Origin of the sequence: Herbaspirillum sp. VT-16-41, from assembly GCF_001994935.1 — a bacterium.
Lineage (GTDB): Bacteria > Pseudomonadota > Gammaproteobacteria > Burkholderiales > Burkholderiaceae_D > Herbaspirillum > Herbaspirillum frisingense.
Map to the genome: position 1 here is coordinate 151,764 of NZ_MUXB01000022.1, position 14,921 is coordinate 166,684.

Sequence of the window (14,921 nt, forward strand, 5' to 3'; positions counted from 1 at the left end):
GTGATGCATTCAATGCCAGCGTCGCGGCAACGTCGCCGGACCACTTCCACAAGTGACCACCCACAGCAATCAAGAGGAGTCTCACCATGCCCGCAGTCACCAAAGCAGCCCACGCCCCCGGCGATTTCCTGGTGGATTATGAAGAGAAGGTATTCGAAGACGTCAAAGCCCAGCCGGGTGAAAAAGCGCTGGTGACCTTCCATACCGTGGCCTTCGAAGGTTCGATCGGTTTCGTCAACCTGTTGCAGGCCACGCGTCTGAAGCGCAAGGGTTTCGAAACCTCCATCCTGCTGTACGGTCCGGGTGTGACGCTGGGCGTGCAGCGTGGCTTCCCCACCCTGGGCGATGAAGCCTTCCCCGGCCACCAGAACTTCAACAAGCAGATCGTCAAGTTCATGGAAGAGGGCGGCAAGGTCTATGCCTGCCGCTTCGCCCTGCAGGCCCTGTACGGCCACGGCGAGCCCTCGCTGATCCCGGGCATCCGTCCGATCAACCCGCTGGATGTGCTGGACCTGGTGTTGCTGCATCGTCGCGACAACGCCTTCATCCTCGACACCTGGACCCTGTAAGCGGAAGGGCGGCCCATGAGCATCAACAAGAGAACGGTACGGGCGGCGGCGGTGCAGATCGCGCCCGACCTCGATAGTGCCGACGGCACCGTGGCCAAGGTCTGCCAGGCCATTGCCGACGCCGCTGCGCAAGGCGCGCAACTGGTGGTGTTTCCGGAAACCTTCGTTCCCTACTATCCGTACTTTTCGTTCGTGCGGCCGCCCTTTGCGTCCGGGCCTGAGCACCTGCTGCTCTACGAGCGCGCCGTCGAGGTGCCGGGTCCGGTCACCCAGGCCGTGTCGGCGGCGGCACGCCAGCATGGCACGGTGGTCGTGCTGGGTGTCAATGAACGCGACCACGGCACGCTCTACAACACGCAACTGGTGTTCGATGCCGATGGCGAGCTGGTCCTGAAACGCCGCAAGATCACGCCGACCTATCACGAGCGCATGATCTGGGGCCAGGGCGACGCCAGCGGCCTGAAGGTCGTGCCCACTGCCGTGGGGCGCCTGGGTGCGCTGGCCTGCTGGGAACACTACAACCCGCTGGCACGCTACAGCCTGATGGCGCAGCACGAGGAAATCCACTGCGCGCAATTCCCCGGCTCCATGGTCGGCCAGATCTTTGCCGACCAGATGGAAGTCACCATCCGCCATCACGCCCTGGAAGCGGGCTGTTTCGTCATCAATGCTACTGGCTGGCTGACTGATGAGCAGATCGCCGCCATCGAACCCGATCCCAAGGCGCAGAAGGCGCTGCGCGGCGGCTGCTGTACCGCCATCGTCTCGCCTGAGGGCAAGCTGCTGGCCGAGCCACTGCGCAGCGGCGAAGGCATCCTGGTGGCCGATCTCGATATGGAACTGGTCACCAAGCGCAAGCGCATGATGGATTCGGTGGGCCACTACGCGCGCCCGGAACTGCTGCACCTGGTGATCGATGATCGCCGTACTTCCCCCATGTCTTCCCTGTTCCCGGCGGAACAGTCTTCTCCTGTCATCTCATCTTCCGCGAGGCCACATCATGCAGACAGCCGTCATCCAGTTGCATCCCCAGCGTTCGAGCCGCAAGGCGCCCATGGAACTGATCTCGGAGCTGCAATCCTTAGGGCTGCGTCTTGACGATCCCACCGCCGGCGCGCAAAGCCGGCGCGGCGGGGCAGGGCCGTCCGACCACAAGGCGGTGACGGTCGACGGTCATACCGTGATGATCCCGGTGCATACGGCCGGCTCCTGGTCCTCGCCCTATGTGGCCACGCAACCGGGGGCGGATGGCGCCTCGCGCATCCTGCGCGATGGCGTCGAGGTGGGGGTGGTGTCCTTCCCGCGCCAGCCGCGCTTCTACAAGATGCAGACCTTCGATGGCATCCCCTACGGCAAGATCGCCACGCTGCACGGCGCCGACGTGCTGGCCACCACCATCCTGCAGAGCTGCATCCGCTACGAAAGCCGGCGCAAGTCCTGCCAGTTCTGCGCCATCGGCCAATCGCTGGCGGCCGGTCGCACCATCCTGCGCAAGACCCCCGAGCAACTGGGCGAGGTGGCGCGGGCCGCGGTGCTGCTGGATGGCGTCAAGCACATGGTGATGACCACCGGCACGCCCAACGCCACCGACCGTGGCGCGCAGATCCTGTGCGAGAGCGCTTTCGGCGTGAAGTCGGCGGTGAACCTGCCGATCCAGGGGCAGTGCGAGCCGCCCGATGACGATGCCTGGTTCCGCCGCATGCACGACGCCGGCATCGATACCCTGGGCATGCATCTGGAAGCGGTCACCCCCGAGGTGCGCAAGCGCATCATGCCGGGCAAGGCCAGCGTACCGGTGGAGCGCTATATGGACGCGTTCGCAGCCGCTGTCGATGTCTTCGGTCGCGGCCAGGTCAGCACCTACATCCTGGCCGGGCTGGGCGACAGCGACGAGGCCATCCTCGGCATGAGCGAGCGCCTGATCGCGCTGGGTGTCTATCCCTTCGTGGTGCCCTTCGTGCCGATCTCCGGCACCCCACTGGAAGACCATCCCTCGCCTGACGCCGCTGCCATGCGGCGCCTGTTGAGCCCCCTGGCCGGCATGCTGGAAGCGGCTGGCATGCGCTCCGGCGACGCCAAGGCCGGTTGCGGCAAGTGCGGCGCCTGCTCCTCCCTGTCTTCGTTCGAAAGGAAATGATCATGAGCGATGTGGTCGAGAAAGCTGTTGCCCCCGTCACTGCGCCGGCGCCGTTGGCCCCGGTAGTGCGCATCAAGCTGGCGCTGGACAAATGGGAGCGCGAGCAGGCGCGCCAGTTGCGCCGCGAAGTGTTCTGCGCCGAGCAGGGCGTGTTCCAGGACGACGATACCGATGCCATCGACGCCATCGCCATGCCCATCGTGGCTGTGATGGAGGCGCCCGATGGCAGCCGCAGCGTGGTCGGTACCGTGCGCATCCACGAATCCGCACCCGGCGTGTGGCACGGCTCGCGCCTGGCGGTGGCGCAGCATGCGCGGCGCATCGGCTCGGTCGGCAGCGGCCTGATCCGGCTGGCCGTCTGCACTGCCCATGCCCATGGCTGCCATACCTTCCTGGCCCAGGTGCAGAGCCAGAACGCGCCGCTGTTCCGACGCCTGCACTGGCAGACCCTGGCCGAGATCGAGGTACACGGCCTGCCGCATCACCAGATGCAGGCCGACCTGGCCTTCTATCCGCCCATCAGCGACGGCGAGCGGGGTTTCCTGGCCGGCCAGCGCGAGGAGCGCGCAGCATGAATGCGCGAGACAGCGCGCCCACGCTGGCGCAGATCGTGACGACCCTGCGCGCCGCCCGTGGCATCGCGCACAAGCGCGATATCGATGCGGTGGTCCAGGTGCTGGACCCGGCGCCAGCGGTGCGGCATCAGGGCCACACCCTGGCCGTGGGCGACGACTGTGCCGCCATTCCCGATGGCGATGGCTATCTGCTGTTCGCCATCGAAGGTTTCATCAACGAATTCGTTGAACAGCAACCGTGGTTTGCCGGCTATTGCGGCGTGATGGTCAACGTCAGCGACATCTATGCCATGGGCGGCCGCCCGGTGGCGGTGGTCGATGCCCTGTGGAGCCGTGACGGCGATGCCGCGCGGCCGGTGCTGGAAGGACTGGCCGAGGGTGCGCGCGTGTATGGCGTGCCACTGGTGGGCGGGCATAGCAACCGGCGCAATGACCGCGAGCAGTTGTCGGTGTCCATCATCGGTCGCGCCCGGCGCCTGCTGACCAGCTTTGATGCCCGCAGTGGTGATCATCTGGTGGCCGTGATCGATCTGCGTGGCCGCTTCCAGGAGCCGTATGCCTACTGGAACGCCAGTTCCGGCGCGCCTGCCGAACGCCTGCGCGCCGATCTGGAATTGCTGCCGGCCATCGCCGAGGACGGGCTGGCCAGTGCCGCCAAGGACATCAGCATGGCCGGTGTGATCGGTACCGCGCTGATGCTGCTGGAGTGCTCCGGCAAGGGCGCGCTGATCGATCTGGACGCCATTCCCTGCCCACCGGGTGTGGATTTCCAGCGCTGGCTGACGGCCTTCCCCAGTTATGGTTTCTTGCTCAGCGTGTCGGCGCCGGACCTGGAACAGGTACTGGGCCGCTTCGCCGCCCGTGGCCTGTCGGTTGCGTCCATCGGCCGCATCGATGACAGCCGCACACTGCGCCTGTCCATGCAGGGCCAGACCGAGACCTTCTGGGACCTGGCCGAAGAAGCCCTGATCGGCTGCGGCCCGGTGCGTGCCGGGCAGGGTGGTGTGTGATGACGCGACCAGTCTCGGCCCTGATGCGGCCTCTGCGGATCGCCATGCTGACCCACTCGGTCAACCCCCGGGGCGGCGTGGTGCATGCCCTGCAACTGGCCGAGAGCCTGCAGGCCCTGGGACAGGAGACCACGCTGTTCGCGCCCGATGCCCGTGGACGCGGTCTGTTCCGCGAAGCTGCCTGTGGTTTTCATCCCGTGCCGGGGTCGGTGCACTGCGCCGACGTGGTGGACATGGTGCGCCAGCGTATCGACGACTATCTGCGCTGCTTCGAACAGCCCGGCATGGACCGCTTCGATCTCTACCACGCCCAAGATTCGATCAGTGCCAACGCCCTGGCCACGCTGGTCGCCCGTGGCGTGATCCCGGGTTATGTGCGCACCGTGCATCACCTGGACCAGTTCGACGACCTGCGGCTGCACGCCTGGCAGGAACGCGGCTATCGCGCCGCTGACCGTCTGCTGTGCGTGAGCCGCACCTGGCAGGACATCCTGGCCCGCGAGCACGGCGTGCGGGCCGAGCTGGTCTCCAATGGCGTCGACCTGCAGCGCTACACCGCCACACCTGCGGTGCAGGCAGCCCAGCGCGACGAGCTGCTGCGCCAACGACTGGGGCTGGATGGCGCACCGGTGCTGCTGGCGGTGGGCGGGGTGGAGCCACGCAAGAATACCTTGGGCATCCTGCGTGCCTTCCTGCGGCTGCGGCGCGTCTATCCGCAGGCGCAACTGGTGATTGCCGGTGGCGCCAGCGTGCTGGACCACGCCGACTACCAGCGCAGCTTCCAGGATGAACTGCAGGCAGCCGATCTGCCGCCGGGCGCCCTGCGCATCCTCGGCCAGGTGCCGGACGCCGACATGCCGGCCCTGTTTCGCTGTGCCGATGTACTGGTGTTTCCCTCCCTCAAGGAAGGCTTCGGCCTGGTGGTGCTGGAAGCCATGGCCAGCGGCGTGCCGGCAGTGGTCTCGCGCATCGCCCCTTTTACCGAATATCTGGACGGTGGTTGCTGCGCCTGGGTCGATCCCCATGACCCTGCCTCGATTGCCGCCGGCATTGCGCATGCGCTCGACCCGGCCGGCCGCGCCGCGATGGTGGCCGCCGGCCAGGCGATCTGTGCGCGATTTTCCTGGTCGCGCTCGGCGCGACGCCATCTTGAGCTTTATCACGATTACCTGGGCCAGCGCGCCCCATCTGCAACACGCCAAGAGGAACACCATGCCTGAAATGCACTTTCGCGTCCGCTGGCCGGACGACACCGTCAGCGACTGCTATTCGCCCTCGCTGGTGGTCAAGGAACACCTGCAAGCCGGTAGCCGTTATCGGCTGGCCGATTTCGTCGAGCGTAGCGCCACTGCGCTCAACATCGGCAGCGAGCGCGTGCGCGAGAAATACGGCTTCGCCTGCTCATCGGCCATGGACCAGCTGCGCCGTATCGAAGAGACCGCCGCCCGTTTCGAGGGCCAGGCCGACGCCGAGGTGGTGGTCGAAGCCTTCCTGCCCTGATCTGCTCATCCAACCCGACAACATCCCACGAGGAACATCATGTCCATTGCAAGCCAAGGCGCAGTGCGCCATCACAGTGTCATCATCATCGGCGGCGGCCAGGCCGGGCTGTCCATCAGCTGGTACCTCAAGCAAGCCGGGGTCGATCATCTGGTGCTGGAAAAGCATCAGGTCGGCCACGCCTGGCGCAACGAGCGCTGGGATACCTTCTGCCTGGTCACGCCCAACTGGCAATGCAACCTGCCGGGCTATCCGTATCGCGGCAACGATCCCTTCGGCTTCATGAAGAAGGATGAGATCGTCGAGTACCTGGATGGCTTCGTCGCCAGCTTCCAGCCGCCGGTGCGTGAAGGCGTGAGCGTGAACAAGCTATGGCGCGAGGACGGGCTGTGGCGCATCACCGCCAGCGATGGCGCCTATTCGGCCGATCAGGTGGTGGTGGCGGTGGGTGGCTATCACATCCCGGTGGTGCCGCGTGCGGCCGAGCGCCTGCCGGCCGATATCGTGCAGATCCACTCCAGCCAGTATCTCAATCCGCAATCGCTGCCGGAGGGCGAGGTGCTGGTGGTGGGCACCGGCCAGTCCGGTTGCCAGATCGCCGAAGACCTGCACCTGGCCGGCCGTCGCGTGCACCTGGGCGTGGGTGACGCGCCTCGCGTGGCGCGCACCTACCGGGGCAAGGATGTGGTCGAGTGGCTGGACAAGATGAAGTATTACGACCTGCCGGTGGACAAGCATCCGCTGGGCACGGGCGTACGCGAAAAAACCAACCACTACGTCACCGGCCGTGATGGCGGGCGCGATATCGACCTGCGCAAGTTCGCCCTGGAAGGCATGCAGCTCTATGGCAAGTTCGAGAGCCTGGAGGGCGAGGTGGCGCACTTCGGCGGCGGCGTGAAGGGTTACCTGGACGAGGCCGACGCTGTCTCCGAGAGCATCAAGGACAGCATCGACCGCTTCATCGACGCCAACGGCATCGAGGCGCCGACCGAAGCCCGCTATGTGCCGGTCTGGCAGCCGCCTTCGGATACGGCGCGGGCGCTGGACCTGCGCGCCTCGGGCATTTCGGCGGTGGTCTGGTGCATCGGCTTCCGTACCGATTTCAGCTGGATCAACGAACCCATCTTCGACGGCCGCGGCTATCCCGGTCACGAGCGTGGTGTGACGGCGGCTCCCGGCCTGTACTTCCTGGGCCTGCCGTGGCAATACACCTGGGGCTCGGGACGCTTCTCCGGCATCGACCGCGACGCGCGCTACCTGTTCGACCACATCAGCGCCTTGCGTGCCGGGGCGACGTCGTCCACTGAATCGACACCATCGGCCCTGTCACAGGCCGCCTGAGCCCGAGGGAGTTTCCCATGCCGCAGCAAGCCGTACTTTCGCCCGTGGACGCTGCCAGTTCCGCCTATGGCCGCCTGATGCAGCGCTCGCAGCAGGACCCCGAGGGTTTCTGGCGCGAGCAGGCCGGCCGCATCAGCTGGCAGCGCGATTTCGATCAGGTCCTCGACGACAGCCGGGCGCCGTTTGCGCGCTGGTTCGTCGGCGGGCTGACCAATCTCTGCCATAACGCCGTGGACCGCCATCTGGAAGCGCGGGCAGAGCAGGCGGCCCTGATCTGCATTTCTAACGAGATGCAGGGCGAGCCGAAGGCGCAGCAGGGCGGCTGCTATGAACGCGTATTGAGCTATCGTCAGTTGCATCGCGAGGTCAATGCGATGGCCGCCATCCTGCTGGAACGCGGGGTGCGGCGCGGTGACCGGGTGCTGGTGTATCTGCCCATGGTGGCCGAGGCCGCCATCGCCATGCTGGCCTGCGCCCGCATTGGCGCGGTGCACGCGGTGGTGTTCGGCGGCTTCGCACCGGCCAGCCTGGCGAGCCGCATCGTCGATGCGCGCCCGGCGCTGGTGGTGTGTGCCGATGCCGGTTTCCAGAATGGCGTGGCGGTGGGCTACAAGACCTGGGTCGATCAGGCCCTGGAGATCGCCGGTCATGCCTGCCCGGTGCTGGTGGTGGATCGCGGCGTGTTGCCCTGGACGCGGGTGGTCGGGCGCGACCACGACTACGCGGCGCTGCGCGAGCGGCATCTGCAGGCCGACGTGCCCTGTGTCTGGGTGGAATCGAACGAACCCAGCTATCTGCTCTACACCTCCGGCACCACCGGCCAGCCCAAGGGCGTGCAGCGCGATACCGGCGGCCACGCGGTGGCGCTGGCGACGTCGATGGACCTGTTGTTCCAGGCCCGGCCCGGGCAGACCCTGTTCACCACCTCCGACCTGGGATGGGTGGTCGGTCACAGCTATGGGTTGTATGGCCCCTTGCTGCTGGGCATGCGCAGCGTGCTCTACGAAGGTTCGCCGCTGCGGCCCGATGCCAGTGCCTGGTGGCGGCTGGTGGAGCGGCATGGCGTGGATCTGATGCTGTCCTCGGCCACGGCGATGCGGCTGCTCAAGCGGGGTGGGCGCCGCGCCTTTCGTAGCGCTGACCTGTCGTCCTTGCGCTGCCTGTTCCTGGCCGGCGAACCGCTGGACGAACCGACCGCCGACTGGCTGGAAGAGGCGCTGGGCAAGCCCGTCATCGATCACTACTGGCAGACCGAGACCGGCTCGCCCATGATCGGCCTGCCGCTGACCGATCTCGATGGTCACACCCCGTTACGGCGCCAGCGGGGTTCACCGGGACTGCCGGCGGCCGGCTACCGGCTGGCCGTGCTGGAGGGGCAGGGAGGGCAGGGTAGTCAGCCCTGCACCCCCGGCGACAAGGGTTTGCTGGTCGCCAGCGGCGTCTTGCCGCCCGGTTGCCTGACTACGCTGTGGCAGCGTGATGAACAATTCCTGAGCACCTATTGGCGGCGCGAGCAGGGCCAGTGGCGCTATGCCACCTTCGACGTGGCGGTGGCCGGGCCGGATGGTCATCTGCGCGTACTGGGCCGGGCCGACGACGTCATCAATGTGGCCGGCAAACGCCTGGGCACGCGCGAGGTGGAGGAAATCCTGCTGGCCGACGATGCCGTGGCCGAGGTGGCCGTGATCGGCATGCCGCATCGTCTGCGCGGGCAGGTGCCGATGGCGGTGGTGGTGCCGCGTGCCGGTATCCAATACCTGCCCAGCCTGCTGGAGCACCGGCTGGGGGAAGCCGTGGTGTCGGCCATCGGTGCCTGGGCGCGGCCGCGTCGCATCGTGCTGGTGGAGAGCTTGCCGCGCACGCGCTCGGGCAAGGTCCTGCGCCGTCTGATGCGCGAGATGGTCAATGGCGAACTGCCGGACGCCGCCTGCCCGCCGGAACTGGCGGCCTTGCACACGCTGCTGGCCGGCGCGCCGCAGAAGTTGCCGGAAGCCGCCCTGCACCTCTCCGCGGGCGCGGAGGCAATGCCGCTACCAGCCTGAGCGCTTGCGCGAACGCAGGCGGGCGGCTATCGTGCTGGCTTGCACAACGGGGAAACGGGAAGGAATCAGCATGCATCACATCGGCTACTTGCTCACTGACGGTTTCCAGGTCATGGGGCTGGCGACGCAGACCGTCTTCGAGTATGCCAACAAGGTGGCCGGCGAGGACTTCTATGCCCTGCGCAATTTCTCGGTAGCTGGTGGCGATGTGCGCTCCTCGCTGGGCATGACCATTGCGACGCTCCCGGTGGAGCAGGCCGAGCACATCGACAGCTGGATGGTCTGCGGCGTGGGCAATCCGCTTGAGTCGCCCTCCAGTCAGGAGGAGCGCAGTTTCCTGCAGACCACCGGCCAGCGTGCCCGACGCATTGCGGCCATCTGCACCGGTGGTTTCGTGCTGGCCGAATCGGGCCTGTTGTCCAAGCGCCGTGCCACCACCCACTGGTTTTTCGCTCGCGACATGCAGGCGCGCTTCCCGGACATCCAGGTCGAGGACGACCGCATCTACATCGTCGACGGCGCCATCTGGACCTCGGCCGGCATGACCGCCGGGCTGGACATGGCGCTGGCCATGGTCGGCAAGGACCTGGGCGAGGACGTGGCACGCGGTGTGGCGCACAACCTGGTGATGCACCAGCATCGCACCGGTGGTCAGACCCAGCATTCTGAAATGCTCTCCCTGGCCCCCAAGACCGACCGCATCCAGAATGCCCTCAACTACGCCCGCAAGAACCTGATGCGACCGCTCACGGTGGAAGAACTGGCCGAGGAGGCCAATCTCAGCCCGCGCCAGTTCAGCCGCGTCTTCACCGCCGAGACCGGCTTGTCGCCCTCCAAGGCGATCGAAGGCCTGCGTCTGGAAGCGGCGCGCCTGATGATCGAGCAGAGCCGCCATCCGCTGGAAGTGATCGCCCGCGAAACGGGTTTCCGCGACCGTCGCCACATGCGCGAGGTCTTCATGCGTGGTTATGGCGTGCCGCCGCAATCGATGCGGCGGGAAGTCAGGGCCTGAGGGGGGCTGATCCAGGCCCCAGGCACCCGGTACCGGCCTGCTCAGGCCTGCTCAGGCCTGCTTGCGTGTGCGGATGTCGCGCAGGATCTTTTGCGGAGATTCTCCCAGCACGCGGGCAAAGGCGCGCCGCATCCGCTCGTCATCGCCAAAGCCGGTCTGCACTGCAATGCGGGACGGGGTGGAGTGACCGCTTTCCATCAGTGACTGCGCAGCCTGCACGCGCAGTTTTTCGATGGCCTTGGCGGGGGACAGGCCAGTCTCGGCCTGGAAAGTACGGCTGAAGTGGCGCGCACTCCAGTTGACCTGGTCTGCCAACTGCTGGATGGTCAGTGGTTCGCGCAGGTTTTCCCGGATGAAACTGAGCACGCGCTGGATGCGTTCCTGCTTGGGATCGATCTCGGCCAGTACCGAGAACTGGCTGGTGCCTCCCGGACGACGATGACTGAGCACCATGGTCTTGCAGATGGCCCGCGTGACCTCGTGGCCGAGATCGGACTCCACCAGACCCAGCACCATATCGATGCCGGCCGTCATGCCGGCCGAACTCCAGAACTTGCCATCGCGCACGTAGATCTGGTCCGGCTGTACCCGCAGCTGCGGGAACCGCGTCGCCAGCGCGTCAGCGAAACTCCAATGAGTGGTCACGGCGCGGCCGTCGAGCAGGCCGGCTTCGGCCAGCAGGAAGGCGGCGGTACAGATACCGGCGATGCGACGACTATCCCGCTCGGCCTGGCGCAGGCGATCCAGCAGGCCCGGGCAGGGCGTGGGTACGGCCGGTGTGCTGGCCACCAGCAGGGTGTCGTAGGGAGTGTCGTCAATGGCCTGGGTGCCGATGGGGACCCCGGAGCGGGTCTCGATGTTGCCGCCCCGCATGGAGACGATGTCCACGGCATAACTGCCCGGCGCAAAGTGGTTGGCGATTCCCAGGATGGTGAGAACGGAGAGATCCAGGATATGGAATCCGGGATAGACAAGCAACGCGACACGGGCAACCACGGGACCTCACGAACGTAGAAAACAGGTCCCGCCAGCATACAAGCGCACTCTCTTGGCAACAAGACCTCATCCATGCAGCGGCCGCCCCCGGTGGTGGGAGCAGCCATGACAGCGAGGCCGGCCAGTGATTCTTTCGATACGGCAAGCAACAGGAACGCCGCCTCTCCAGACGCAGCGCGCGTCCGGTACGAGCGAGCGGGACGGCTGAATATAGCACCGGCCAGGACCTTGCGAAGGACAGGAAAACAGGTGATTACTGCCATCGGCATGGCGCTTTCCGTGGCCGATGCAAGCTCATCTTGATGGCCGGTTTTGCATGCTTTCCTGACTGTTGCAGGATGGTCGGCTCCGTATAATTTGCCTGGTCCCGAGCGCAAGAACGCACTGTGGTATGCCACATCTTCCTTGCCCGGACTGTCCATTCTCCGCCACGGGTGTCAGGCCAGGTCATGACCGTTGATCGATGACCGAGACCGATGTCCGCGGGACTCTTTCCAACCAGCCTTGACGTGGCACTCCCGTGACAGGGATGGCTGCAGCATGGACACGCCAGGATCGCCCATGACCGACCGTCGACTTTTTCTCAAAACCCTGGCTGCCGGCGGCGGTGGCCTGATGCTGGGGGTGCTGTTGCCCCAGGCCGGTGCGCACGCCCGTACCAAGCCTGGCGCTGCGGACACCGGCAGCAGCTGGGAGCCCAGTGCCGTACTGCGCATCGCCAGCGATGGCCGGGTCACCATGACCATGCCTTATGTGGAAATGGGGCAGGGGACCTATACCTCGGTCCCCATGCTGATTGCCGAAGAACTGGAGATCGACCTCCACGACGTCGTCCTGGAACATGCCGGCGCCGATGACAAGCGCTACATGAACCCGGCCCTGGGCTTCCAGGTCACCGGTGGTTCCACCACCATGCGCGCAGCGTGGATGCCGATGCGCCAGGCCGGCGCGGCCGCCCGCATGTTGCTGGTGCAGGCGGCCGCGCAACGCTGGCAGGTCGACCCCGCCAGCTGCCTGGCACGCAGTGGAACCGTGATGCATCCCGCCAGTGGCCGCAAGCTGGGCTACGGTGAACTGGTCGAGGCGGCCGCTGCCATGCCGCTACCTGCACCGGCCAGCATCGTGCTCAAGCAGCCGGCCGATTTTCGCCTGATCGGCAAGCCAGCCCGTCGCCTGGACACTGCCGGCAAGCTGGATGGTTCGGCCCGCTACGGCATGGACGTGCAACTGCCCGGTATGAAGGTAGCCGCACTGGCCATCACCCCCACCATCGGAGGACGCCTGGACAGCGTGGACGAAGCGGCCGCATTGCGCGTGCGCGGAGTGCGCCAGGTGGTACGTCTGGACGACTGCGTGGCGGTCATCGCCGACCACTATGGCGCCGCGCAAAAGGGTTTGCTGGCGGCTCGTCCGACCTGGCATGCCGGCTCGCATGCGAGTCTGTCCACCGAGGACATCGTTGCCGACATGCGACGCGCCAGCCAGAGCGCGGCCGCCCGCGTGCGCAGCGAGGGGGACCCCGAGGCTCGCATCGCCGGGGCGGCCAAGGTGCTGGAGGCGACCTACGAATTACCCTTCCTGGCGCACGCCGCCATGGAGCCGATGAACTGTACCGTGCATGTCACCCCCGACCACTGCGAGGTATGGACCGGCACCCAGGTGATGACGCTGGCGCGGGCTGTGGCCGCCAAGGTCACCGGGCTGCCCCAGGACCGCGTGACGGTGCACAACTTCTTGCTGGGTGGCGGCTTCGGTCGTCGTCTCGAAATCGACGGCGTCGAGCGTGCCGTGCGTATCGCCACCCAGGTCAAGCACCCGGTCAAGGTGATCTACAGTCGCCAGGACGATATCCGCCACGACATGTACCGCCCCTACTGGTTCGACCGCCTGCGCGCCGGCATCGATGCCCAGGGCCAGCCAGTGGCCTGGTTCCATCACCTGACCGGTTCGTCGGTGCTGGGGCGATTCCTGCCACCGGCCTTCAAGAATGGCTATGACGAGGAGACCCTGGATGGCGCCGAGCGCCCGCCGTATGCCTTCCCGGCCATCCAGGTCGATTACACCCGCCACGAACCGCAGTTGCCGACTGCCTTCTGGCGCGGCGTGGGGCCGACCCACAATGTCTTCGTGGTGGAAAGCTTCATCGACGAACTGGCCTTTGCGGCCGGCATCGATCCGCTGCAGTACCGGCTCTCCCTGCTGGGGGACAATCCGCGCGCTCGCAAGGTGCTGGAGGTGGCGGCCCGCGAGGCCGGCTGGCACGGTCCGCGTGAAGGCAAGACCGGACGCGGCCTGTCGGTGCAGTTCGCCTTCGGCACCTACATGGCCATGGTGGTCGATGTCGAGGTGGAGCAGGGCGAGGTCAAGGTGCAGCGCGTGGTCTGCGCGCTGGACTGCGGCGTGGTGGTCAATCCCGATACCGTGCAGGCCCAGGTCGAAGGGGCGGTGATCTTCGGTCTGTCCGGCGCATTGTGGGGCAACATCACGCTGCGCAATGGCCAGGTGGAGCAGGGCAACTTCGACGATTATCGCGTCATGCGCATGTTCGAGACCCCGCGTATCCAGACCCACATCGTGGCCAGCCAGGAAGCCCCTGGCGGCATGGGCGAACCAGGTACCTCCGGTGTCATGCCGGCACTGGCCAACGCCGTGCATGCGGCCACCGGAACACGAATCCGCAAGCTGCCCATCGTGGCCGCCTTGCAAGCAAGCTGACAGGAGCACACATGATTTCTCTGAACATCAACGGCAAGGTGGTCAAGGTCGAGGCCGAGCCGGATACACCCCTGTTGTGGGTACTGCGCGATGAACTGCAGATGGCCGGCACCAAATACGGGTGCGGTGCGGCCCTGTGCGGCGCCTGCACCGTGCATGTCGACGGCCAGCCGGCACGTGCCTGCGTCATGCCGGCCTCGGCGGCGGTGGGAAAGAAGCTCACCACCATCGAAGCCATCGGCGCCACCCCGGTGGGACAGCGGGTGCAGGCGGCCTGGGCCGAGATCGACGTGCCGCAATGCGGTTACTGCCAGTCGGGCCAGATCATGGCGGCAGTGGCCTTGTTGCGCGCCATCCCCAAGCCTAGCGACAAGGACATCGACCAGGCCATGTCCGGCAACATCTGCCGCTGCGGGACCTATCCGCGCATCCGCGCGGCGATCCACAAAGCGGCGGGGCAGTCATGATGCGCGCGCTGATGGTGATGCTGCTGGCCCTGTGTTCGCTCACCCAGGCGCAGGCGCAAGGCAAGGGCAAGCCGGCCCGGGATGATGGGACGCTCTTCGAACCGATTGCCAGCGTAGTGATGTCGCCGCGCTGCCTGAACTGCCACCAGGCCGAAGCTCCGCACCAGAAAGACATGGGCGTGCTGCATGCCCAGCAGGTGGTGCGCGGCAAGGATGGTCATGGCTCGGCCGTGCTGCAATGTGCGGCCTGCCACCAGGCCACCAACACTGCCCAGGGCAAGGTCCCCGGCGCGCCCAACTGGCACCTGGCACCGCTCTCCATGCGCTGGCAGGGTCTGGACAAGAAGGGCGTATGCGAGCAGATGCGTGACCCGGCCCGCAACGGCAACCGCAAGACCGGTGCCCAGGTCATCGAACATATGAAGACCGATCCACTGGTGCTGTGGGCCTGGTCGCCCGGTGCCGACCGGACCATCCCGCCGATGTCGCATGCGCAGTTCGTGCAGATGCTGGAGATGTGGTCGGCTGCCGGCATGCCCTGCCCGGGTTGATTCGCG

The 14,921-nt window shown here is 66.4% G+C and carries 14 protein-coding genes; 13 read left to right on the forward strand and 1 reads right to left on the reverse strand.

The features are described from left to right. Nucleotides 1-86 precede the first annotated feature (86 nt). The 10 genes from BTM36_RS03430 to BTM36_RS03475 all read left to right on the forward strand — a co-directional run bounded on the left by BTM36_RS03430 (nucleotide 87) and on the right by BTM36_RS03475 (nucleotide 10,186). Complete coding sequence (locus tag BTM36_RS03430) at nucleotides 87-569, forward strand: MSMEG_0572/Sll0783 family nitrogen starvation response protein (protein WP_006463016.1); 483 nt, start codon at nucleotides 87-89, stop codon at nucleotides 567-569. A gap of 15 nt (nucleotides 570-584) precedes the next feature. Then, nucleotides 585-1,667: a Nit6803 family nitrilase gene (locus BTM36_RS03435; protein WP_077235232.1), complete on the forward strand. Its 1,083-nt coding sequence runs from the start codon at nucleotides 585-587 to the stop codon at nucleotides 1,665-1,667. Beyond that, nucleotides 1,624-2,706: an MSMEG_0568 family radical SAM protein gene (locus BTM36_RS03440; RefSeq protein ID WP_077235233.1), complete on the forward strand. Its 1,083-nt coding sequence runs from the start codon at nucleotides 1,624-1,626 to the stop codon at nucleotides 2,704-2,706. Before BTM36_RS03435 ends, BTM36_RS03440 begins: the two co-directional genes overlap by 44 nt. Before the next feature lie 2 nt (nucleotides 2,707-2,708). Further along, nucleotides 2,709-3,281, forward strand: coding sequence for an MSMEG_0567/Sll0786 family nitrogen starvation N-acetyltransferase (locus tag BTM36_RS03445; protein WP_174616801.1), 573 nt, complete (start codon nucleotides 2,709-2,711; stop codon nucleotides 3,279-3,281). Next, nucleotides 3,278-4,291 carry a sll0787 family AIR synthase-like protein gene (locus tag BTM36_RS03450; protein WP_077235234.1) on the forward strand — a complete coding sequence of 338 codons (1,014 nt, stop codon included), beginning with the start codon at nucleotides 3,278-3,280 and terminating at the stop codon, nucleotides 4,289-4,291. Before BTM36_RS03445 ends, BTM36_RS03450 begins: the two co-directional genes overlap by 4 nt. Beyond that, a complete protein-coding gene (locus BTM36_RS03455; protein WP_174616802.1) occupies nucleotides 4,291-5,511 on the forward strand; it encodes an MSMEG_0565 family glycosyltransferase in 1,221 nt (406 codons plus the stop codon). The genes BTM36_RS03450 and BTM36_RS03455 overlap by 1 nt, the downstream gene beginning before the upstream one ends. Continuing rightward, the gene (locus BTM36_RS03460) at nucleotides 5,504-5,791 is read left to right on the forward strand and encodes an MSMEG_0570 family nitrogen starvation response protein (RefSeq protein ID WP_006463022.1); all 288 of its coding nucleotides are present in this window, start codon (nucleotides 5,504-5,506) and stop codon (nucleotides 5,789-5,791) included. The genes BTM36_RS03455 and BTM36_RS03460 overlap by 8 nt, the downstream gene beginning before the upstream one ends. 39 nt (nucleotides 5,792-5,830) lie before the next feature. Next, complete coding sequence (locus tag BTM36_RS03465) at nucleotides 5,831-7,132, forward strand: MSMEG_0569 family flavin-dependent oxidoreductase (protein ID WP_006463023.1); 1,302 nt, start codon at nucleotides 5,831-5,833, stop codon at nucleotides 7,130-7,132. A 17-nt stretch (nucleotides 7,133-7,149) separates the two neighbouring features. Then, nucleotides 7,150-9,174 carry an AMP-binding protein gene (locus tag BTM36_RS03470; RefSeq protein WP_077235235.1) on the forward strand — a complete coding sequence of 675 codons (2,025 nt, stop codon included), beginning with the start codon at nucleotides 7,150-7,152 and terminating at the stop codon, nucleotides 9,172-9,174. Nucleotides 9,175-9,244: 70 nt separating this feature from the next. Then, entirely contained in the window at nucleotides 9,245-10,186 is a 942-nt protein-coding gene (locus BTM36_RS03475; RefSeq protein WP_077235236.1) for a GlxA family transcriptional regulator, read from the forward strand. A gap of 51 nt (nucleotides 10,187-10,237) precedes the next feature. On the opposite strand, the gene BTM36_RS03480 is transcribed toward BTM36_RS03475, so the two are convergent. After that, nucleotides 10,238-11,182: a GlxA family transcriptional regulator gene (locus BTM36_RS03480; RefSeq protein WP_234293832.1), complete on the reverse strand. Its 945-nt coding sequence runs from the start codon at nucleotides 11,180-11,182 to the stop codon at nucleotides 10,238-10,240. Between the two features lie 561 nt (nucleotides 11,183-11,743). Here BTM36_RS03480 and BTM36_RS03485 point away from each other — a divergent pair. From BTM36_RS03485 to BTM36_RS03495, 3 genes are read left to right on the forward strand one after another with little or no spacing between them, the layout of a single operon-like run. Further along, entirely contained in the window at nucleotides 11,744-13,897 is a 2,154-nt protein-coding gene (locus tag BTM36_RS03485; protein WP_077235238.1) for a molybdopterin cofactor-binding domain-containing protein, read from the forward strand. Nucleotides 13,898-13,908: 11 nt separating this feature from the next. Further along, complete coding sequence (locus tag BTM36_RS03490) at nucleotides 13,909-14,364, forward strand: (2Fe-2S)-binding protein (RefSeq protein WP_006463028.1); 456 nt, start codon at nucleotides 13,909-13,911, stop codon at nucleotides 14,362-14,364. Continuing rightward, nucleotides 14,361-14,915: a hypothetical protein gene (locus BTM36_RS03495; RefSeq protein ID WP_077235239.1), complete on the forward strand. Its 555-nt coding sequence runs from the start codon at nucleotides 14,361-14,363 to the stop codon at nucleotides 14,913-14,915. The genes BTM36_RS03490 and BTM36_RS03495 overlap by 4 nt, the downstream gene beginning before the upstream one ends. The last annotated feature ends 6 nt before the right edge of the window (nucleotides 14,916-14,921 follow it).

What these genes read in the sequence shown, in the direction of transcription:
- BTM36_RS03430 (WP_006463016.1), top strand. Translation starts at nt 87, where the DNA reads ATGCCCGCAGTCACCAAAGCAGCCCACGCCCCCGGCGATTTCCTGGTG.
- BTM36_RS03435 (WP_077235232.1), top strand. Translation starts at nt 585, where the DNA reads ATGAGCATCAACAAGAGAACGGTACGGGCGGCGGCGGTGCAGATCGCG.
- BTM36_RS03440 (WP_077235233.1), top strand. Translation starts at nt 1,624, where the DNA reads ATGGAACTGATCTCGGAGCTGCAATCCTTAGGGCTGCGTCTTGACGAT.
- BTM36_RS03445 (WP_174616801.1), top strand. Translation starts at nt 2,709, where the DNA reads ATGAGCGATGTGGTCGAGAAAGCTGTTGCCCCCGTCACTGCGCCGGCG.
- BTM36_RS03450 (WP_077235234.1), top strand. Translation starts at nt 3,278, where the DNA reads ATGAATGCGCGAGACAGCGCGCCCACGCTGGCGCAGATCGTGACGACC.
- BTM36_RS03455 (WP_174616802.1), top strand. Translation starts at nt 4,291, where the DNA reads ATGACGCGACCAGTCTCGGCCCTGATGCGGCCTCTGCGGATCGCCATG.
- BTM36_RS03460 (WP_006463022.1), top strand. Translation starts at nt 5,504, where the DNA reads ATGCCTGAAATGCACTTTCGCGTCCGCTGGCCGGACGACACCGTCAGC.
- BTM36_RS03465 (WP_006463023.1), top strand. Translation starts at nt 5,831, where the DNA reads ATGTCCATTGCAAGCCAAGGCGCAGTGCGCCATCACAGTGTCATCATC.
- BTM36_RS03470 (WP_077235235.1), top strand. Translation starts at nt 7,150, where the DNA reads ATGCCGCAGCAAGCCGTACTTTCGCCCGTGGACGCTGCCAGTTCCGCC.
- BTM36_RS03475 (WP_077235236.1), top strand. Translation starts at nt 9,245, where the DNA reads ATGCATCACATCGGCTACTTGCTCACTGACGGTTTCCAGGTCATGGGG.
- BTM36_RS03485 (WP_077235238.1), top strand. Translation starts at nt 11,744, where the DNA reads ATGACCGACCGTCGACTTTTTCTCAAAACCCTGGCTGCCGGCGGCGGT.
- BTM36_RS03490 (WP_006463028.1), top strand. Translation starts at nt 13,909, where the DNA reads ATGATTTCTCTGAACATCAACGGCAAGGTGGTCAAGGTCGAGGCCGAG.
- BTM36_RS03495 (WP_077235239.1), top strand. Translation starts at nt 14,361, where the DNA reads ATGATGCGCGCGCTGATGGTGATGCTGCTGGCCCTGTGTTCGCTCACC.